The organism is Candidatus Omnitrophota bacterium, from assembly GCA_030688425.1.
GTDB lineage: Bacteria > Omnitrophota > Gorgyraeia > Zapsychrales > JANLHA01 > JAUYIB01.
In genome coordinates, this window is the sequence record JAUYIB010000012.1 from 860,149 (window position 1) to 879,678 (window position 19,530).

Genomic DNA, 19,530 nt, shown 5'->3' on the forward strand with positions numbered 1-19,530 from the left:
CTTTTTCAATAATCTTTGCTTTAACCTCCCCCGTCCCATATCCCGGCCAGTCCCCGGGAGACCAGGTCGGAGTTGAGCCAGCGGCCGCGGGCGGCCACGGCGTGGGGATCGGGTTCATTGGGCTGGTAAAAGACGTCGGCCAGGTAGCGGTCGTATTTGTCGCTCTTGTAGGTCTTGATGATAAGGAACTTCACTCCCGACAGCTCCTGCGTGACATATTGCCTGGCTTTTTGTCCCCGCAGGGTGTCGATCTCGGGCGCGTCAATACCGGACAGCCGCAGGCGCTGTTGGGTCCAGATGCCGAAGCCCTGGTCGATCGCGGCCAGCAGGGTGTCGCCGTCAATGACGCGCAGGACGCCGGCCTTGAACGTGTAGAGCCGGTCCACAGGCGTGTCCGTGACCTTCAGCCGGTAACCGTCCTTTGTTTTCTGCGAAACGTACACCCGCTTGATGTCCAGCTCCGCGTCAGCGGGCGGGGCTTCGATCCGGCTGGAAAATCCACAGTCCACAAACCACGGCACCTCCACTCCCTCAAAATCCCCGGCCCGGGCCAGTTTATAAGTGTACAGCTTCCCCCGGACCGGTTCGCGCAAGGCCGCCCCGCTTTCCGGTTCGTCCCGCAGGGATTCCGAAAGCGATAGCCGCAGCTCATTGGCGTTGATGCTCCCCTTGCGGATGCGGGAGATCCACGTTAGCCGGTCCTTCTCCTCCGGCACGGCCAGGAGATACCGGTAATGCGACCAGCTCAAGCCGGCGGTGTTGTTCAGTTTTGGGAAATACCGGAAGAATTGTTCACAATGCTGGAGGGTGCGGCTGTTGATGTCCAGATCGCGGGAGAGTTTCTGGTAGAAGGCGCCGACGGCGCCGCGGGGCCGGGCGTTTTCGTCGAGGTAAGAATGAATCAGCCGCCCGATGGACCAATACGTGCGGATCTTCTGCTGTTCCAGCAGGCGCTCCGCCTTCTCGATGCCGGCGGCCATTTCCGTGCGGATCGCGGCGAGCAGTTTGCCGTAACCGGTTGGGACGATCTGCGGGGGCATAACAACGGTATTATAGCGGGTTTATGGCCGGGGGGAAGGGGGAATCGCCGGAAGAGGCGTGTCCGGGGGGCGGATTAAGTCCAGTGTCCCCGGAATGGCTTGAAAAATTTTCCTAATTCTTTCGGATGACGCAAATAATGCGGGACGCGGCCCGCGTAATATCGGCACCTGAAATAGCTATGCCGTAAACCGCGGCCCAAACCCACATAAACGCGCTGCGGCCAGGGAAGTGTTCGATAATAATTGCTGAAAATACGCTCCTTGTTCGTCTTTAAGCTATTATCCCTCATTTTCTGAAAAGTCTTTGTCCCTTCGATCAATCGGAAATTGCCGAGCACGCGGTCAATGTATTTGGAATGCGCCCTCCGCATGGCTTTCAAAAGGAAATCCAGATCCATGCTGTAATGGTCGGCAATATCATAAGCGCCGATCTCATTGTGCAAAGAACGGTGGTAAAAGTAAGCTGACGGATTGACCGCGAATTGAGCCCCCAGCAGAACGCTGACCACGTCCAACCGCTGGGGCCTGTTGACATAAATGACCTGTCCCCGGCCGTCTAAAACGCGGCAATTGCCGACCAAAAGACCCGGTTCGGGGAGCTCCTCAAGGAGGTCAATCACGTGATTCAACACATTGGGCTCATAATAGTCGTCGGCATTTAAAAATCCGATATAACGGCCGCGCGCGCGCGCTATGCCTTTGTTCATGGCATCCGACTGGCCCCGGTCTTTCTCCGAGACCCATCGGATATGCGGGTATTTCCGTGCGTAGCGCGCGACAATCCTGGCCGTTTCGTCCCTTGAACCACCGTCGATAATATAGTGCTCCAGGCGGTTACAGTTCTGTTCAATGACGGATTTGAGGCAAGATTCTATAAACCGTTCCCCCTCGAAAACGGGCGTTATGACGCTTAACGGCGGCGGGACCGTGAGGACCCATGGGAGGCCTTCCGGGCTTCCGGGCAAAAGGTCGTCCCCCCTCCCTTGACTTATCCTGTCATTTTGCGGGGCAGCCCATTTGATCATTTCTCATCCGCCTCCGCGGGGACGTTCTCGACCATGACGATCACTCCGCCACCCTCGGCGGCGGCCATGGATTTTTCCATCATGCCCTTCATCATTTTGTCGCTTATGCTGGAGTACAGCTCCATCCCTTCCCCTTTAGCCATCCGGTCCTTTTCCGTCATGTCTTTTCCCATCATGGGCCGGCCGCCCATCGCTTTTTCCGCCCCTTGCAAGAAAGACATTGTCATCAACCCTATTCCGATATAAAAAACTGTCGCGAAGATAATTCCAAACCCTTTTTTCATGTCTTACCAACATTTGCAGAACTTCAAAAATGATTTTTTATTGCCCACTTAAACGCGTCTATTTCTATAAATACCGGCGATTCTATTTTGACTTCCTCCCGGTACGGCTATGACAGGTGAATGATGTTATTTTAAAAACGATCCCCGGTCAATTGCACCGGGGTATAACACGGGGATTATGGCGGGTTTATGGCTGGGGGAAAGCAGGCGATGTCCCTACTTTTCCTAACAAGGGTATTATGGCGGATTTATGGGGTAGACGCTTTAAACCCTTCCCTGTGGGTTCAAAACCCCTTCTTTGATGGCTTTGTCAGCGGCGCTGTAGCCGGAATCCCACAAGAATTTTTTGTCTTCGTCTTTAAGATTAAAGTCAATGGTCGAAATCTTCCCGGTCGGGATGGGAACGGTTTTGGCCCATTGTGCCTCTTCCACATGAACCCGCTCATGCGCCACCTGCATGGTTTCAAAAATCCTCAAAACATACGCGAAAATATTGGAAGGAATTTTCGGGGGCAGGGTCTGTTCATCCGAAATGAGCTTCAGCCCAATGGTCGTAGCCAATCCTCCCGGATCGTTAAAGGTATCTATCGGATAATTCGCCAGGACACCGCCGTCCACCACGAAAGCCCCCTGATCCTGCTGGGCGCGGAAGAAAAACGGGATGCTCATCGAACGCCGGACCGCTTCAGCCACTTCCATATCCGGGCTGACATCCCGGTCAAACTTCAAAAGCTGCTGCTTTACAATATCAACGGCAAAAATCCTCAAATATTTCCCCTTAATCGACTTAAAGTCCGTCACCTCTTTTTGAGACAAAAGGCCCCGAATCCATTCATAAAAATTTTTTGTGTCAAAAATGCCATATCCGGTGCCGGGAAAAAACAGCGGCAGGAATTGTCCGATGACTTGATACCATTTCTTCTTAAATAAATTCCTGACATCGGCAAAATCATTGAAATCCTTGTTCCAAACGATGCCTTTGAGTTCATCCACCCTATATCCGGCGGCCACCAGGGACGCGGTAATCGCCCCGGCAGAGGTCCCGGCCACGCGGCCGAACACAACCCCCTCCTCTTCAAGACGCTTTAACGCTCCAATGAGGGCGATGCCTTTGACCCCGCCGCCTTCGAAAACGCCGTCCAATGCCATAAAACACCCTCGCAAAGTTCAAAATGACCGTTTATTCCCGTCTATAATCTCGCGCTGGACATCCTTGACAAATTCCCCGTATCCAGCTATAGTTGTATCGGCTGTACGACCGAAACGGGTTCTCTTTTCGAGACCCTAAAAAAATTAGGACGTGCGGCCATTTTTATTGAAAATCTTCTTGTCAGAGCAGCAAAAAATGGTATTATTAAACTAGATCTGAAACTGGGCTCGACTCAGCGGTAGGATCTATCGGGGCTCGGCAACGAGCCCCTTTCATTTTCTACCTATAAACAATCCCCCACTGATTTCCCCTGCTCGCGACTTTACATAAAACAGGGTCCAACCTATCAAAATAATTGCTTGCCCCTTTTTTCTTCACATAAGCACAGGCCTTATGCTTCTGCATCAAAAAGTAAACATTAACATCTACCAACTGGATAAAATATGAATGCACTGAATCCCGGTGGACAACATCCTCAACGATTGTATCAATTAAAATATTTCTTGAACCAGGGTTTGCCATGTTGGGAACGGGATTAAAACGTCGCATCCTCCTTGAAATGGCCATCAATTTTTTCACATCCGTTTGATCGGCAATAATGATACCGAAATCTTGCGGATTTTGCGGCCCGGGGAAATTACGATACGAAATCGTGTTGTGAAATCTCTGAATCAACGTTGTCCACGCAATATCAACGACATCCGCCCCCACAGGTTTTGTACGCTTGTCGACCACGACATTAATAACATTGATATCCGAAAGCCCTGCTTGAAAATCCAGGACGGCCCTCATCAAACGCAAACGGAGAGATTTCGGGATCCCGGTTGATCCCCCTGAGCTATGGATAAAATCCGCCGCATGGATTTCCTGCCGCAACTTCAGGCCATACCTGGCCCGGAGAGACTTCCTAAAATTAATAATCTCTTCCAAAATTTGATGCCATCTTAATTCATGCACAACAAACCCGCTTAGCGCATAGTAATTCGTGGGGCTCCCAACCAACCCGGAATCACCGCTCTCATCTACATAAAATAAATACATGGATTACTCCTTGAATAGTTCCCCTCGGAACGCCTTTTGCATGAGGGAGTTGAAGAGGGTTTGAAGCTGGGCTTCGGATTGTCTTTGCTTCTCCTTCAGTTTCTCGACTTTTTGGACAAGGTCGGCGAATTTTTGCTGTATTGGCTGCGGAGGAACAAAAACGTCAAATTCCTTCAACAAAGTTGGACTAATATTGGACTGACCGACAGCTTTCTTACAACGCTGGGCAAAAATATTCTTGTAGAACGAAGAATTAAGAAGGAAAGAAAAAAATTCGGGGACAACGCTTGGAACGAGTTTTAATTTTACTAAGTAGGAGGCTAAAACAGCTTTTTCTTCTCGCCTCCAGCAAGCTGTTTTTCCAACTAAGTCGGTCGAATTTGTACGATTAAAGATGACATCTCCTGAAACTAGCCTTAATTGGTTAAATTCCTTTTCGGTCATGTCAACATAGTTGACCTTCGATAGGTCCAACTGACCATCATATGTAATATTCCCCATTCCCAAAACAATATATCCATTGCTTTCCGTATTGGACTTTTCAGAAGTGCCATATTGTGAAACAAGCACAACGTCTCCAATTTGCTTCACTGGCCACTTCATCGGATTCCGACTGGGATCACCGAACATTCCCAGGAACGCGGATTTGAGGAATTGGTCGGCAAGGCGGAGGGTTTGGCGGCGTTTTTCGAGGGCGGATTCGGCACGGGTTAAATTCTCGGCTATTCTTTTTTGCTTGTTGATTTCAGGCCAAAACACTTTAATTTGATTCATGCGTTGCTGATTGAGCTTTCCCCTTGTTGTCCCAGACACATAGCTCCTCAGATCTGAATAGTTCAGGAAATACATCAAAAAACGGATATTGGTGTTCTGTTTACAACGCAATACATGGGCATGGTTATTAACCCAGCTCTTGCCGGAAATAATGTAGGCACATTTTTCCTTCGGTCCCCAAGAACCACCGTCCTCAGCCAATAGCAATAACTCTTCATCAAAAAGAGAGTCATTTATAAACCCAACTTGGCCATTTGCTCCATAGTAAGGAACATCCCCCTGCCTTTTTTGTCGCTCTTCATCACTGACAGGAATCCTTTGATTGTCCAAGCAATCTACAATATTTTCCAGTTCGGTATAATTTGATCTGACAATCATATCGATTTAGATATCTCCTTTATTACTGCTGAGATTTCCACCTCCAGCGCTGACGTGCTCGCCAGTATCGCCTGCGGTGGCTCATACTGCACTTCCTCATACACCACCGGCTTGTAGCGGGAGATGGACAGGTCGTATTTGTTCTCCCGGATCTCCTTGGCGTCCACCCAGAACCATTTCTCGCCCGCGCCGGGCTGTTTCTTTTTGTTCCGGGCGTTCCATTTGGCGATGATGTCGGGGATGTCGTTTTTGTCCGGGGTCCTGGTCCGCTTGTCGTCCAGTGAATAGCCGTCGGCCTGCATGTCGTAAAACCAGACCTTGTCGGTCACCCCGCCTTTGGCAAAGATCACCACTGCGGTGGACACCCCGGCGTAGGGCCTGAACACGCCGGACGGCATTTTGATGACGCCCTGCAGTTCGTTTTCCTCCACTAACATCCGGCGGGCCTCTTTGTGGGCATTGGACGAACCGAACAACACCCCGTCCGGGACAATGACCCCGCACTTGCCTCCGACGACCAACAGCTCCACAAAAAGGTTCATGAACAACAGCTCAGTTTTTGTGGTTTTCAGCTTCAGCCGGCCGGAGATGTCGCTTTTGTCAATACTCCCCTTGAACGGCGGGTTGGCCAGGACGATCTCATACTTTTCTTTTTCCTCATAGGCCTTGGAGAGCGTGTCTTTATACTGGATGTCCGGCTTGTCAATGCCGTGCAGGACCGCGTTCATGAGGGCGATGCGGACCATGGTGGTGTCGAAATCAAAACCGTGCAGGGCCCTTTCCTTCAAAAAGGCCCGCTGTTTTTTGTCCGCAATTTTGTCCCCAACAAGATGGTGCGGGACGCCGTCCTCGTCATATTCCAGCACATCGGGGGAGGTATTCTCCTTGAGGATATGCTGGTAGGCGTTGATCAAAAAACCGCCGGTGCCGCAGGCCGGGTCGCAGATCCGGTCGCCCAGGACAGGATTGACCAGCGCCACAATCATCCGGATGATGTGGCGGGGGGTTCGGAACTGGCCGTTTTTACCGGATTGCTGAAGTTCGCTCAGCAGATATTCATAAAGGTCGCCCTGGATGTCCTGGTCCTGCTGGGTGATATTGAGTTCGTCTATGATCCGGACGGCTTCCTGAAGAAGGGACGGCTTGGGGATCATGAAAATCGCGTCTTTCATGGCCTGGCTGAAAAAATTGTCTTCTCCTTTGAGCGTCTTGATAAAGGGGAACACCTTGTCCCTCACATGGGCCATCATTTCTTCGGCCGGCATGTTGATCCAGTAGGACCAGCGGCAGTTCTCCCGGCCTTTGTAAATCGAGACAAATTTCTCATTCCGTCTCTCGGCGGCCTTTTTATGGACAAAATCCATGTCCTCCAGCCGCTTCATGAAGATCAGGTAGGAAATCTGCTCAATGGCGGTCAAGGGGTTGGCAATGCCCCCTTCCCAGAACTTGTTCCACAGATGACGGATTTGATTTTTTAAATCTGTTCCCATGTTTATCCCTTTCTTATCCATTTGGCCCCGCGGCCCATGCCGGTAGAGGCGATAAGCCCCCCGTCGCGCAGCTCGCGCAGAACCACGCGGATCATGTCCCGGCTGATGTTGGGGCAGGCCTCTTCAATTTCGGAAATAGCGAACGGCTTGACCGTTTTTTTGACGAACAATTTGATTTGCTCTGTTTTTGAGCTTTCCTCGCGAATCACGCCCACCCTGGATTCCAGCTCTTTATACGCCGCGAGCAAGACCCCGTAAAAATAATGCAGCCACGGCCCGGCGTCATGCTCCAGTTCATGCCAGCCCCTGGAGGAGCGCTCCAGCGCCTCATAATACGTTTCCTTGCTGTCTTCAACAACACGCTCCAGACTGATGTATTTCCCGACCCGGAAACCGGCGTGATACAGAAGGAGCAGGCACAACAACCGCGCGGTGCGGCCGTTGCCGTCGGTAAACGGATGGATGCACAGGTAGTCCAGCACAAACAGCGGGATGAGAACCAACGGAGAAAAATTACGCTTTTGGGAGGCAAATTGATACCCCGCGACCAAACTTTCGACAAAATAATAAGTCTGGCCGGCCGGGGGCGGCTGAAAACGCACCCGGATACTGCCGTCCTTCAGCCGGTCAATGATCTGGTTGTCTTCCCTCTTGAACTCGCCCCCCGTTTGCTGGGTGTATTTATATAGGGATTGATGAAGCATCGTGATGGTGTGGAGCGAAACCGGAACAGCCTGATGGTTTTCATGAATATATCCCAAAGCGTCCCGGTAACCGGCCACCTCTTCTTCAGGGCGGGTGCGCGGGGCTGACTGCTGTTGGACGATGTCAACCACGCGGTCGCGCTTGACGTCAATGCCTTCGATGCGGTTGGAGGATTCCACGCTTTCCACCTTGGCACGCTCGACAAGCTTTTCCAGCACATCGGGGGACTGGCGGGCATACAGCGCCTCTTTGCCCTTGTATTCGGACAAGGCGCTGGTGAGATTGAGCAGTTGGGGCGTGATGCGGATTTTATTAAGATATTCTTCGGAAAAGGATTTCATGGGGTCTTTACCCCTTCTCATGTTATCCCGACGCCCTACGGGCGCGGGGTTAATTCGCGCAGCGGCTTACATTCACTTTGTTCTGTAAGTCGCGCGCTCATTAATTCGCGCAGCGGCTTACATTCACTTTGTTCTGTAAGTCGCGCGCTCATTAAGGAACTCCAAGACTTCCTTAAGATCATCCTGCGAGAAAAGCCGGCTGGCGGCATCCACGCCGAACGCCTCGACAGGCCCTTCGTAGAAATCATCCAACTCAAGCAATTCATGACGCCGGACCTTGGACAGGAAGACGCTCTTAATGACGCGAAGGAAACGGGTTTGGTCGGTGTTGTAGTTGTGGGCGATGATAAAGGCGTCGAAGCTTTCGGCGATCTGGTCTTCCTGGCTTTTGAACTTGTATTTCCCGAAGATGGACTTGATGAACTGGACCAGGGTCCCCTGCGGCTGATTGTAGGCCTCCCTCAATTTGTCCTCGGTGATATACAGTTCCGGGCCGTTTAATGTGTTTTCCAGGTCTTCCAGGTCCTGGTCGTTGACCGGTTCATCGTTGCGTATCTTGACGATGGCCCGCTCTTTTTCGGCCAATTCTTTGATGCGCTGTTCGACTTTCTCTTTATAAATGTGCACATACTCGCCTTCGCCGTTGGGCCCAAACTCGATCCATTTGCGTTCAATCACCTGGTCATCCAAATCGAATTGGATGATTTCGCGCTGGTCGGCACGTCTATACTTCATGATCGGGGACAATTTTTTCCTGGCCTCGCGGATATTGCCGACATTCAGGCCGTCCCAAAACGCGTCGGAAGAGACCTTGAAAACTGCCTGCTCCTGGCGTTTGACCACCTGGAGCGTCATGGGCAACAATTGCAGGTCTTCCTTGATGGCGGTCTTCAAATCGAGAATGGTCCGGTCGTCCTTGTTCAGCACGGCCAGCTCAAGCTGTTCGCACCTCAGGATAAAGGAATACTCATTATAATTGACGTCTTCCAGAAACCGCATCAGGGGCGCCGCCTGGTCGTAAAGATAGTCTGTGTCCATATTCTTCCAGAACTCAGGACTATCCAGCCGATGAAGGACGTCCTTCTTCTCCCTCACGCTGATTGAATCTTTTGGCAACAGGGCGATCATATCCTGGAGTTCTTTCTTGATGCCCTCAATCTCCTTCTGGTCAGAGCGGCTCAGATAAACACGCAGGCGGTTGATCTTGGCCTTGAACACGCGGGAGGTGATGGCGTCCTGAATGTCGGGGGCCTCTCCTTCGGGTTTTTGGCCGAAATATTCAAAATTGTTCCAGTGGTCAATGATCAGGAAATTTTCCTTCTGCGGACACCACGGCTTCATGTTGTTCTTGTCGAGCGTGCGCGTGCCGCGTCCGATCATCTGCCAGAATTTAATTTTGCTGAACACCGGTTTGGCGAAGACCAGATTCACGACTTCCCGGATATCGACACCGGTGTCGAGCATATCAACGGAGATGGCGATCCGGGGGAAGCTTTCGTTTTCAAACCGCCCCAGAAAATTGTCCGCCCGAGAATCCTCGGAGACAATCACCTCGGCCAGCCGTCCCTTGTATTGCGGGTAAAGACGGTCGAAGGCGTCCAGCAAACGGTAGGCGTGGTTCTTGGTCATGGCGAAGATGATGGTTTTCCCGGGGAGGGTGCCGGTATCGTCTTTGTAACAAACTTCCATGAATTCGCGGACCATGGCCTCGTGCGTGCCGGTGTTGGTGAAACGTTTCTCAAATTCTGTACCCTCAAAATTCAGCTCGTCCAGGGTCTTGCCCTCTTCCACCAGCTTTTTCTTGACGGCGGGAGGAATTTCGTCTTCGCGCAGGCCTTTGATTTGAAAAGACGTCTTGGCGTGGTACGGGATGAAGAGCAAAAGGTGCTTCTCTTCTACCGCTTTGTCATAGGTGTAATTGAAAAGATTCTCTTTGGGATCAGTATTGAGCGCCACATCGAAATAGCGAAAGGTATCCCTCTCGATGAACTGGGCAGGGGTGGCGGTCAGGCCGATCTGGATGGAATCGAAATACGAGAGAACGTCTTTCCATTTGTTGTAGATGGAACGGTGGCATTCGTCGGCGATCACCAGGTCGAAAAAGCCGGGGGAGATGTCTTTATAGCACTCCATCATGGTCTGGATGGTCGCCGCGTAAAGACGTTTTTCGGCGTTGAATTTGCCGGACGTAATTTTGCCGCAGCTTTCGGTGAAAAACCCCTGGAAACCTTTCTTGCCGTAGGCCTGGTCGCGGAGGACTTTGCGGTCCGTCAAGAATAAAACTGTGTTAATCCGCTTGGCCCTTAAAAGGGCATCAATGATGGCCATGGAGGTCCGCGTTTTCCCTGTTCCTGTAGCCATAACAAGCAGAAATTTACGGCGGCCATTTTGGACCCCGGTTAAAACGGTACGGATAGCTTCGGCCTGATAATCACGATCGGCAATATCGGGATTGATTCTGATATCGAGCAGATTCTTCGCGGCTTCCTGTCTCTGAAAATACAGTCGCTCCAAATCTCTGCGCTCAAAAAAACCATACACAAGTCGGGACGGATATCGCTGTCGATCCCAAAACATGATATCTTCCCCATTTGTCAAAAAAATGAACGGGTCAACACCGAATTTGGCTTTGATGTTATCGGCATAACCGGCGGCCTGCTGCTGGCCTGCGCGAGCGTTTTTGGTCGTGCGTTTCGCCTCAATAATAGCCAATGGCTGGTCGTTGCGGCCCATCAACAAATAGTCGGCATATTCATGCTCGGTGACATAATGCTCTTCCCGCTCCGCAACAGGATCGGACTTCCTCCACACTCTCTCCATTTCAAATTCTTCGCGGTAGATGGAGGAACCGGTTTTGGACCATTGGGCCTTGGCGAGGGCTTTATCAATGTATTCTTTACGGGTTTGGGCTTCATTCATAGTAGGTATAACATACCATTAAGTAGGTAATATGTCAATATAATACCCTATTAGATATTATAATGCCTGCTTATGGTACAAATGCAGCTCTGCCTGGAAGAAACAGCACAGATGCGGAAAAGGACATTGCAATAGCCACGCCCATTCAGGGATGGAGGCTGTCCTCAACACCACTGAGGGCGAAAACCATTGCAACAGGCGGCCGTCAGATCATGAAATCCAAAAACAGAGATGTAAGAACTTAGAATAATGTTAGTTATGAATCTGGAAACATGTCATGGGCCACAAAAAAATTTTAAAGCGGCGCCCCTCCCATTCCGATAAATAGTATTGTGCCGGCCGGATTTGTTTGTTATAATCGAAATTTCAAATTGTTCAATCATCATATGATTTCCTTTCGATAAAGATTTAGACAATCTTTGATGTAGAATCATTTTTCAATTTTAAAATTACGAGGGAGTCAGTTCATGGAACAAGCCAAGGCCCAGCCAACCCACCACGTCACAGCCGCCGCAGACCGCATTTCTTTTTTCCAAAAAGCCGCATACAGCATGGGGGCGTTCGCGAACACAGCCCAGGCGGCTTTCACCGGACAAATGGTCATGATCCTGAACCTCGGATTGGGCATAAACCCGGCTTTAGTCGGCTTCATCGGGTTCCTTCCCCGCATTGTTGACGCGGTATCAGACCCTGTTACCGGTTACTATTCCGACAATCTCCGGACCCGCTGGGGACGCCGCAGGCCGCTGATCCTCTTCGGATCGATCACCGGCGGCATTTTGTTCGCGCTGATGTTCCAGCTCTACAAAGGGCACAGCGAAATGTTTTATTTCGGGTATTTCCTGTCTTTTCAACTTTTGTTTTTCCTGTGTTTTACCTGCTTTTCCATTCCCTGGATCGCGCTGGGCTATGAAATGACGCCGGATTATCATGAACGGACACGTCTGCAGGCGGCCAGCAGTTTTGTCGGCCAGCTGCCATGGTTCATCGCTCCCTGGAGCTGGATGATCATGCACAACCCGAACTGGTTCACAGACGGCGTTCATGGGGTCCGCGTTCTCGCGATCATCATCGGGGCCTGTCTCATATTCGGAGGCGTCCTCCCCGCGATCTTCGGCAAAGAACATTTCGACGCCTTCCCCAAGCCGGATGTCAGCGGCGCCTGGAACGTCATGAAGAAATTTTTTAGGGGGGTGGGCATCTCCCTGAAATGCTGGCCTTTTGTGAAGCTGTGTCTGGCCACATTGCTGATCTTCGGCGGGTTTATGCTCGCGTCCTCTTTTACCGCGTATATTGTTTTCTTTTATGTCTTTCAAGGCGCGGCTTCCGTTGATCTGGCTTACGCGAACGGCGGGAAATTGCTGGGCTGGTACGGGACATTCAGCGCTCTTTGCAGTATGGGCGTCATCTTCCTGACCTCCTGGCTCTCCCGGAAAGTCGGAAAAAGAAACACCTTTTTTATCACGATCCCCATTTCGATCGTCGGTTATGCGTTGAAATGGATCGGGTATAATCCCGACTTTCCCTACTTGCTGATGATCACCGCTCCTCTCGTCACCTTCGGGCTGGGGTCCCTCTTCACGCTCATGAACTCCATGGTCGCTGATGTCTGCGACCTCGATGAGCTCCAGACCGGCGAACGCCGGGAAGGCACCTTCAGCGCCGTTTACTGGTGGATGGTGAAACTCGGCGTGGCGCTGGCGTCGCTCATCGCCGGGGTGCTTTTTAATGTCATCGGTTTTAAGGAATCCCTGGGGCTGGGACAGGCCACCAGCACTTTGTTCTGGATGAGGATCTGTGATGTCGGCATTCCGATCGTGACCTCGTTAGCCGCTATTTTCATTATCGCGACCTTTGACATCTCGGAGAACAAGGCCTACGACATCCGTGAACAGGTCGAAAGACGGAGAGAAGAAAGACGCGGCGAGGAAAGACGAAAAGCCGAAAGACGCGAAGAGGGCCGGCGCAGAGACGAAAGACGGGACTAAGCGTAATATAGGCCCCGATTCTGTTTATAAGAAGTTGGGCAAATCGCCCGGATGGAACGACCGTCCGGGCGTTTTTTGTCACGCTTTCCCCAAACACCCCGGGCTTTTAGTCCGGGGATGGGTAAATCAGCGGGATTCCGTCCCATAGAGGCAGGACACCGAGGGGCTCCATCCCACCTTAAAATTAATAAAATTCTAACTTAATCATCCCATTCTGTTAACCCGGGGCGGTATAATAGAGCGGTAAAGATTGATTTCCCGTTAAACCGGATTCGCGCTGGGCTGGAGGAAAGACGTGGCAAAACAACCTGAAAACAAAAAAACGACTTCAAAGCCGGTCATTATTTTCCCCTACCGGGGGTATGAAAATAACAAGCAGTGCGAGTGGTATTTCTGGTGGACCGTCGACCGGTGCAAGGGCATTGATCCCAAACCGATCGTTGTTCTGCCCCGGGCCACGGTCATCCGGCAGGATGCCGCATCTTTTCTCAAGGATGAGCGGTACAAGACGCTGGAGGTCGTGCAGACCTGGTCTGTGGACACCTGCCAGACATGGCTCGCCGGCTGGGGCCATGTGCTTGATCATTATCCTGAAGCCGAAAGGATCGTGCAGATCCCGGGCGACCTGGATTATGTGAATGAGGACGTCAAATTCTACGACAATCTCGGGGGCTTTATTGAAGCCACAAGCTCGGACATTGCCATCGGGGATTTTGGGACCGGGGACAAGTACAGCGCCAAAAGTCTGGTCGACACATACGGCTCATACCCCCTGCTGGCCAACTGGTTCCCGGAGATCTCGCGAAGCATCCGCTCCCTGCCTCTTCACAGGCCAAGGTCCGAGTTCCTGAACATCAAAACATCTGTTTTGCGCGATCTTTTGATCAATAACAGGAATTTTGCTTATGAGCAGACCCTGAATTTTCTCATCAAGTCCTGGAGTTATGATCAGGCAAAATGGAAACACCAGATATCCACATACCCTTTGGGCAGCCTGTCCGACAACAAGTCTTTCCGGGATTACAGGACATGCGTCGACCAGATCGAGAGGATCGAGCGGATGCTTTCCCTGTTATGGCGGGAGATCAAGGAGCCCCAAAAAGGCGCAGAGGAAAGCGATAAGGAGTTCGAAGAGCAATATACCGTGTTCAGCAATCAATACGACCTCCTCGTCGGCAAATCGAACAGCATCATCGACACGGCGAGGACGACGATCCGGGCGCTGCTGGGGGTGTAGGGCAGGATAAAGGGTAAAAGGCGATGGGGACAGTCCTGACAGGGGCTGAGATACCCCCGATTGGTTTAGGCATGGGCCAATCAGGAATGCGTGTCCCCTAAAAGGTGACTGTCACCCGCTGTTGTTACGAATAATCACGGGAAACATGGCTACGCATATTCCAAACGCTATCCATTTTATCCTCATGGCAATTCTGGATGTACTCATAAGAATTTTCTAATTTGAGTCTTGTCAATCATATAACCGGTCAAAACTATGGATTGAGATTTTCAGAATGCTTCCTTAAAATCTCTTTAACATGTTTGGGCAATTTTTCGAATGCAATTTTTGCTTTATTCTTCAATCCTTCGTACACCCTTATATCATCATCCATCCAAATTAAATCCAACCGCCTTATGTGTTTTTCCCCAATATGGGTATACTCCTCAGGCGAAGCCCAATAGCAACTCTTGCAAATGAACGGTTGTTTCTTACTTTTCCAATTTTCGCAATGTTCGCATGACCATGATTTTGCCCTATTACAAGACCCACACAACAACATATAATTTAATACATCGCGACTGGAGAAATCCTTGTCGGTCGAAATTTCGTATGGGATCCTGTGATCAATTTGCAAATACCTTTCATCGAATTCCTCCAAACAAATGTAACACTTCCCCGCACCCACAACGATTAATTCGTTCTTGAAATCTTTTGAGAATACTTTTCTCCCACCTAATTTATCATTGATAATTTTTGATAGATCGCCAAATTTGTATGCAGCTATGCTTCTTCCCGAAGAGCCCTTTACGCGGAAAGTTTCTAAAGGGACCCCTTGTTCTCTAACATCTCTGGCGGCTCTTGGTGGGTGTGAATAGCCGTATTTTGACTCCAATTCTTCGGTTGTAATAAATCCATGCTTTAAGATGTGTTCGATAACTACGCGGGGACGCTTGGAAGTGATTTTCTTTAATTTCGCAAGCAGCTTAAGAGGGACGGTTTTCTTCATTGGAAACTTCCAGCTAACTCCAGCTGTTCTTCCCGAGCAAAATTAGATTCCCGGATCTTATTATTTAAGGCCTGCGACAAATAAATGGATTCAAAAGTAATGGCTTGCCTACCCAATAGAGTTGCTTGAGTTGATTTGCCTGCATTGATCTCTAAATGAGTTAATTGCAAATGTCCTGGCAGCTTCTCTCCGTGAAGCTTGTCTCCCGTTCTACCATCATAACTGACAATGAATGGGACATCTTTTCTGTTTAAATTCTCTAACATTGTTACAAACTCATCAAATTTAACCCCCCGGATATATCTTTGATCTCGATTACAACAAACTCCTTGATAAGGCGGGTCCATATAGACCAGGTCATTCTGTGTGGCTACGTTTAACACATCTTTATAATCTTCTGACAGGAATGTAACTCGTCCCCGCAACAAATATGACGAACGAAAGATATTTTCTTTCATACTTGCCGGGCTCATACCTCTCCTGCGATTATCTGGGCTTTGGTTAAATTCTCCAAATGAATTGTATCTGATGGCGGCTTTTACGCATCTCGCCATAAGATACAACAAATACTCAGGGCGCTTTGTTCTGTTAAACTTTTCACGAATTTGATTATAATATTGATGTTCTCTTTCAAGTTGCTCATTCCAGAGATTTTTATATTTTAAACTTATCTCTTGAGGTTGATCAACAATAGTTCTCCATAGATTAATTAAAGGCTCATTAGCATCATTAATTACAAAACTCGTTGCCTTGTTGTAAGTAGCAGCGGCTAAAGAAATTGCAGCGGACCCCGCAAATGGCTCAATAAGACGAAAATTGGATTTCTCAGGAAAATACGATAGAATTTTTCTTGCTATTCTTCTTTTGCTACCTTGATATGGGAATGGTTGTGGAATTTTCATAGTTAACTCGAATAGTTTCATTTTAATCCCCCTTATAAGGTTAGACAAGCCAAAACTCTTCTTTAAAATTTAATTTATTAAAAGGCAACTTCGGGGAAAAGGGGGGCAAACTATTTATACCACTCATAAGTGTGGGCGTCAAGCTTTTACCCCTCCATCCCATAAGTTATCCGAGAGCGAAAGGGGCCTGACCCAAATGGGATCAGATTTCTTAAACAACATAGAACGGCCTAAAAAAAGACCGTTCTATGGCCTCCGCAGAAACCTAAAATGCAAAAATTCTCGGCCCCTGATGGGACCGAGAGTTTTGCACATGGTTGCGGGGGGCCATTGCGTTCGCCCTTCGGGCGAAGGAATGGTTGCTATTCTCAATACTCACTAAGGTAGCAACCATTGGAACGGCCCTTTCTAAATTTTCATAACATTCAGCGGCCGTTCGAATCGGCCCCATAAATAATTTAAGCCAGGCCCATAAGGACCTGGCTTAAATTGGTTGCGGGGGGCCGATTTGAACGGCCGACCTTCAGGTTATGCGTACCAGCTACGGTTTTCACCGCCCCTGATCTTTGACGACCAGGATTTGTGGTCTGGACTATACCTTCACCCTTCCGGTTTCCCGGAGAGGGTGCCTGCCGTCTAGTCTCTACACCTTTCCGGCTTCGCTGAATTGCTTTCGCGTTCAGCTTCGCCGGACTTGGCTCGGTATTCCCGGCCTGCCTACCGACAGGCAGGTTAAGGGTTCACCGAATTTGACAGGAGTCACTGGTTTGTTTCCAAACCAGCAGCCCAACTTGAGCCTGACGAGCTCCCAGACTGCTCCACCCCGCGATCTATGTCCAAGAAAAAATTCTTTAATTGCTTCTTTAAATATCTGTGTCCTGAGCCGCTTTTAAGAAATTTTTCCCGGCCCAAAGCGTCTTTCTTGTTCAAATACGACTCGCAATATATCAGCTGAAAAGGGCTTCTGTGCCTCGTTGACTCAACCTTGCCACCATTGTGCTCATCCAGCCTTCTGCTAATATCTTCCGTAAAACCAATATACAGTTTTCTATCTTTCTCACTCAACAGTATATAAACTTGATACATACCGTCTCAAAAACGCTCCCACGTAAAATGACTTCGTCATCACGTGGTCCCGTGGCCCGTTTTTAAAATCTTCAAAGGAACGGGCTTTACGGGACACCCCGCGATATGAGTGCTACCTCTAAACTATAAAACTCTTGCAGAGCAGCACGAATAATCCCCGGTGGTGTTGCCGGGGATATGATATCTACCGCTAACCTAAAAAATTCTTTTAGCAAAGAACGAAATAGCCCCCGGCGCCTTCGCCGAGGATTACTACTATACTACAAAATTCCCGCAAAACGAAATTTATTATTCTCCGGCGACATTACCGGGGATTTTCTTCTTCATTCGCCGGCATGGTCGTGATCCTGGCTACGACTTCGCCGTCTTTGACCAGGCCCATCTTCTGGCGCGCGATCTTTTCCAGATACACCGGGTCGGTCTCCAGGAGAAGGCGCTCTTTCTTCAGGCGCTGGTTCTCTTCTTTTAAATTCAGGATCTCCTGGGCGTAATCGGTGTTCCGGGTCTTGAGGTCCTGCATCTGGGTATACGACGGAAGAAAGAGCAGAAAAACCGCGATCGTGAATATGAAAAGCCAGATGCCGTTTTTAATCATATCTTTAATGCTGGAGGATGGAAGTTTGAGAATGGAAGATGAAAAGTTTTCATCCTCCCGCCTCTCACTTTTTGGTGTTCACCAGCAAACAAAAAGATCAAACAAATACTTTTAGCGAATCTTGCCCCACAGCCCTCGTTTTTCTAAAAAATTGACGGTAACGAGGGTCAACGGTTACGCCGTTGTGTTCGAATTCAACCTGCCCCAATGCAGCGCAAATTTTTAGCGAATCTTGCCCCACAGAGGCCCGGCATAAACGGCTTTGCTGCCGAGTTCTTCTTCGATCCTCAAAAGTTCGTTGTACTTGGCCAGGCGGTCGGTCCTGGACAGGGAACCGGTCTTGATCTGGCCGACACCGGTGGCCACAGCGAGGTGGCTGATGGTGGTGTCTTCGGTCTCGCCGGAGCGGTGCGAAATGACGGAGGTATACTTGCTCTCTTTGGCGAGATTGATGGTGTCCAGGGTCTCGGACAAACTGCCGATCTGGTTGACCTTCACCAGGATCGAATTGGCGATGCCCTTCTTGATGCCTTCCTGCAATTTCTTGACGTTGGTGACGAACAGATCGTCGCCTACGAGCTGGACGTTGGTGACGACGGCGTCGGTGAGCTTCTTCCAGCCGTTCCAGTCGTTTTCCCCCAGCCCGTCTTCGATGGAGATAATCGGGTATTGCTTGATCATGTCCTTGTAGACGGAAATCATGTCTTCGGCGGTGACCTGCTCGCCGTTATAGCCGTATTTGCCGTCCTTATAAAACGAGGACGCGGCCGCGTCCAGCGCGATGAAGATGTCTTTGCCCGCCTTGTAGCCGGCTTTTTCGATGGCTTCGATGATGAGCAGGATGGCTTCTTCGTTGCGGGACAGGTTCGGGGCGAAACCGCCTTCGTCGCCCACGGAGGTGGAAAGTTTTTTGTCGTGAAGGATCTTCTTGAGGTTATGGAAAACTTCGGCGGCCATGCGCAGGGCTTCGCTGAAGGTCGGCGCGCCTGTGGGCACGATCATGAATTCCTGGATGTCGAGGTTGTTGTCGGCATGGACGCCGCCGTTCAGGATGTTCATGTGCGGCACTGGCATGCGGTGGGCGCGGGCTCCGCCGATGTAGCGAAACAGCGGCAGGCCCGCATCCGTGGCCGCGGCCTGTGCCACGGCAAGCGAGCACCCCAGGATCGCATTCGCCCCCAGGCGGCCCTTGTTCGGGGTGCCATCAAGCTCCGTCATGGTGCGATCGACGGTCGACTGATCATCGGCCTCCAATCCCACAAGAGCACCGAACAGCTCGTCCTCGACGTTGGCCACGGCCTTCAGGACACCCCTGCCCCCATAGACGGACGGCTCGCCGTCACGTAGTTCAACGGCCTCATGGGTACCCGTACTCGCGCCCGACGGCACCGCCGCGCGACCGATCGTGCCGGTCGACAGCCCGACCTCGACCTCGACGGTCGGCTGACCACGGGAGTCGAGGATCTGCCGAGCGTGAACGCGAGTGATCTGGGCCATTGGACCGTCCGGTTCGAGGTGGCGGGTGCCACGCGAGTCTACGGGTGCGCGGCGCTTCCCGTCCCGCCGGGACCCTTGTCAGTCGGCCCC

General features: G+C 50.5%; 16 protein-coding genes. 2 read left to right on the plus strand and 14 right to left on the minus strand.

All coding sequences use genetic code 11. The features are described 5' to 3' along the window. Window positions 1-20: 20 nt before the first annotated feature. The 9 genes from Q8Q08_05170 to Q8Q08_05210 all read right to left on the minus strand — a co-directional run bounded on the left by Q8Q08_05170 (window position 21) and on the right by Q8Q08_05210 (window position 11,147). Entirely contained in the window at window positions 21-1,040 is a 1,020-nt protein-coding gene (locus tag Q8Q08_05170; GenBank protein MDP2653405.1) for a DUF1016 N-terminal domain-containing protein, read from the minus strand. 74 nt (window positions 1,041-1,114) lie between these two features. Further along, window positions 1,115-2,065, minus strand: coding sequence for a glycosyltransferase family 2 protein (locus Q8Q08_05175; protein MDP2653406.1), 951 nt, complete (start codon window positions 2,063-2,065; stop codon window positions 1,115-1,117). After that, window positions 2,062-2,286, minus strand: coding sequence for a hypothetical protein (locus Q8Q08_05180; GenBank protein MDP2653407.1), 225 nt, complete (start codon window positions 2,284-2,286; stop codon window positions 2,062-2,064). The genes Q8Q08_05175 and Q8Q08_05180 overlap by 4 nt, the downstream gene beginning before the upstream one ends. 327 nt (window positions 2,287-2,613) lie before the next feature. Further along, window positions 2,614-3,498, minus strand: coding sequence for a patatin-like phospholipase family protein (locus tag Q8Q08_05185; protein MDP2653408.1), 885 nt, complete (start codon window positions 3,496-3,498; stop codon window positions 2,614-2,616). 280 nt (window positions 3,499-3,778) lie between these two features. Beyond that, on the minus strand, window positions 3,779-4,540 hold the full coding sequence (locus tag Q8Q08_05190; GenBank protein ID MDP2653409.1) for a DUF3800 domain-containing protein: 762 nt from the start codon (window positions 4,538-4,540) through the stop codon (window positions 3,779-3,781). A 3-nt stretch (window positions 4,541-4,543) separates the two neighbouring features. After that, window positions 4,544-5,692 (minus strand): restriction endonuclease subunit S, encoded by a 1,149-nt coding sequence (locus Q8Q08_05195; protein ID MDP2653410.1) that lies wholly within the window; start codon window positions 5,690-5,692, stop codon window positions 4,544-4,546. Next, window positions 5,689-7,182, minus strand: coding sequence for a class I SAM-dependent DNA methyltransferase (locus tag Q8Q08_05200; protein ID MDP2653411.1), 1,494 nt, complete (start codon window positions 7,180-7,182; stop codon window positions 5,689-5,691). The genes Q8Q08_05195 and Q8Q08_05200 overlap by 4 nt, the downstream gene beginning before the upstream one ends. A 2-nt stretch (window positions 7,183-7,184) precedes the next feature. Further along, the gene (locus Q8Q08_05205; GenBank protein ID MDP2653412.1) at window positions 7,185-8,228 is read right to left on the minus strand and encodes a Fic family protein; all 1,044 of its coding nucleotides are present in this window, start codon (window positions 8,226-8,228) and stop codon (window positions 7,185-7,187) included. A 123-nt stretch (window positions 8,229-8,351) separates the two neighbouring features. After that, complete coding sequence (locus tag Q8Q08_05210) at window positions 8,352-11,147, minus strand: DEAD/DEAH box helicase family protein (protein MDP2653413.1); 2,796 nt, start codon at window positions 11,145-11,147, stop codon at window positions 8,352-8,354. 467 nt (window positions 11,148-11,614) lie between these two features. Between Q8Q08_05210 and Q8Q08_05215 the strand changes: the two genes are divergently transcribed. Both Q8Q08_05215 and Q8Q08_05220 read left to right on the plus strand, forming a co-directional pair. After that, entirely contained in the window at window positions 11,615-13,135 is a 1,521-nt protein-coding gene (locus Q8Q08_05215) for an MFS transporter (protein MDP2653414.1), read from the plus strand. 295 nt (window positions 13,136-13,430) lie between these two features. Continuing rightward, window positions 13,431-14,372 carry a hypothetical protein gene (locus tag Q8Q08_05220; GenBank protein MDP2653415.1) on the plus strand — a complete coding sequence of 314 codons (942 nt, stop codon included), beginning with the start codon at window positions 13,431-13,433 and terminating at the stop codon, window positions 14,370-14,372. Window positions 14,373-14,625: 253 nt separating this feature from the next. Here Q8Q08_05220 and Q8Q08_05225 read toward each other — a convergent pair whose 3' ends face one another. The 5 genes from Q8Q08_05225 to eno form a co-directional block, all read right to left on the minus strand. After that, window positions 14,626-15,360 carry an HNH endonuclease signature motif containing protein gene (locus tag Q8Q08_05225; GenBank protein MDP2653416.1) on the minus strand — a complete coding sequence of 245 codons (735 nt, stop codon included), beginning with the start codon at window positions 15,358-15,360 and terminating at the stop codon, window positions 14,626-14,628. Then, window positions 15,357-16,283, minus strand: a complete 927-nt coding sequence (locus Q8Q08_05230) for a DNA adenine methylase (protein MDP2653417.1) — start codon at window positions 16,281-16,283, stop codon at window positions 15,357-15,359. The genes Q8Q08_05225 and Q8Q08_05230 overlap by 4 nt, the downstream gene beginning before the upstream one ends. 738 nt (window positions 16,284-17,021) lie before the next feature. After that, window positions 17,022-17,348: a GIY-YIG nuclease family protein gene (locus Q8Q08_05235; protein MDP2653418.1), complete on the minus strand. Its 327-nt coding sequence runs from the start codon at window positions 17,346-17,348 to the stop codon at window positions 17,022-17,024. Window positions 17,349-17,652: 304 nt separating this feature from the next. Next, window positions 17,653-17,943 carry a septum formation initiator family protein gene (locus tag Q8Q08_05240; GenBank protein MDP2653419.1) on the minus strand — a complete coding sequence of 97 codons (291 nt, stop codon included), beginning with the start codon at window positions 17,941-17,943 and terminating at the stop codon, window positions 17,653-17,655. 222 nt (window positions 17,944-18,165) lie between these two features. Next, window positions 18,166-19,440, minus strand: coding sequence for a phosphopyruvate hydratase (gene eno, locus Q8Q08_05245; protein MDP2653420.1), 1,275 nt, complete (start codon window positions 19,438-19,440; stop codon window positions 18,166-18,168). Between the last annotated feature and the right edge of the window lie 90 nt (window positions 19,441-19,530).

Excerpts from the sequence above, each read along its gene's own strand:
- Q8Q08_05170 (MDP2653405.1), bottom strand. The coding sequence starts at position 1,040 with ATGCCCCCGCAGATCGTCCCAACCGGTTACGGCAAACTGCTCGCCGCG.
- Q8Q08_05175 (MDP2653406.1), bottom strand. The coding sequence starts at position 2,065 with ATGATCAAATGGGCTGCCCCGCAAAATGACAGGATAAGTCAAGGGAGG.
- Q8Q08_05180 (MDP2653407.1), bottom strand. The coding sequence starts at position 2,286 with ATGTCTTTCTTGCAAGGGGCGGAAAAAGCGATGGGCGGCCGGCCCATG.
- Q8Q08_05185 (MDP2653408.1), bottom strand. The coding sequence starts at position 3,498 with ATGGCATTGGACGGCGTTTTCGAAGGCGGCGGGGTCAAAGGCATCGCC.
- Q8Q08_05190 (MDP2653409.1), bottom strand. The coding sequence starts at position 4,540 with ATGTATTTATTTTATGTAGATGAGAGCGGTGATTCCGGGTTGGTTGGG.
- Q8Q08_05195 (MDP2653410.1), bottom strand. The coding sequence starts at position 5,692 with ATGATTGTCAGATCAAATTATACCGAACTGGAAAATATTGTAGATTGC.
- Q8Q08_05200 (MDP2653411.1), bottom strand. The coding sequence starts at position 7,182 with ATGGGAACAGATTTAAAAAATCAAATCCGTCATCTGTGGAACAAGTTC.
- Q8Q08_05205 (MDP2653412.1), bottom strand. The coding sequence starts at position 8,228 with ATGAAATCCTTTTCCGAAGAATATCTTAATAAAATCCGCATCACGCCC.
- Q8Q08_05210 (MDP2653413.1), bottom strand. The coding sequence starts at position 11,147 with ATGAATGAAGCCCAAACCCGTAAAGAATACATTGATAAAGCCCTCGCC.
- Q8Q08_05215 (MDP2653414.1), top strand. The coding sequence starts at position 11,615 with ATGGAACAAGCCAAGGCCCAGCCAACCCACCACGTCACAGCCGCCGCA.
- Q8Q08_05225 (MDP2653416.1), bottom strand. The coding sequence starts at position 15,360 with ATGAAGAAAACCGTCCCTCTTAAGCTGCTTGCGAAATTAAAGAAAATC.
- Q8Q08_05230 (MDP2653417.1), bottom strand. The coding sequence starts at position 16,283 with ATGAAACTATTCGAGTTAACTATGAAAATTCCACAACCATTCCCATAT.
- Q8Q08_05235 (MDP2653418.1), bottom strand. The coding sequence starts at position 17,348 with ATGTATCAAGTTTATATACTGTTGAGTGAGAAAGATAGAAAACTGTAT.
- Q8Q08_05240 (MDP2653419.1), bottom strand. The coding sequence starts at position 17,943 with ATGATTAAAAACGGCATCTGGCTTTTCATATTCACGATCGCGGTTTTT.
- eno (MDP2653420.1), bottom strand. The coding sequence starts at position 19,440 with ATGGCCCAGATCACTCGCGTTCACGCTCGGCAGATCCTCGACTCCCGT.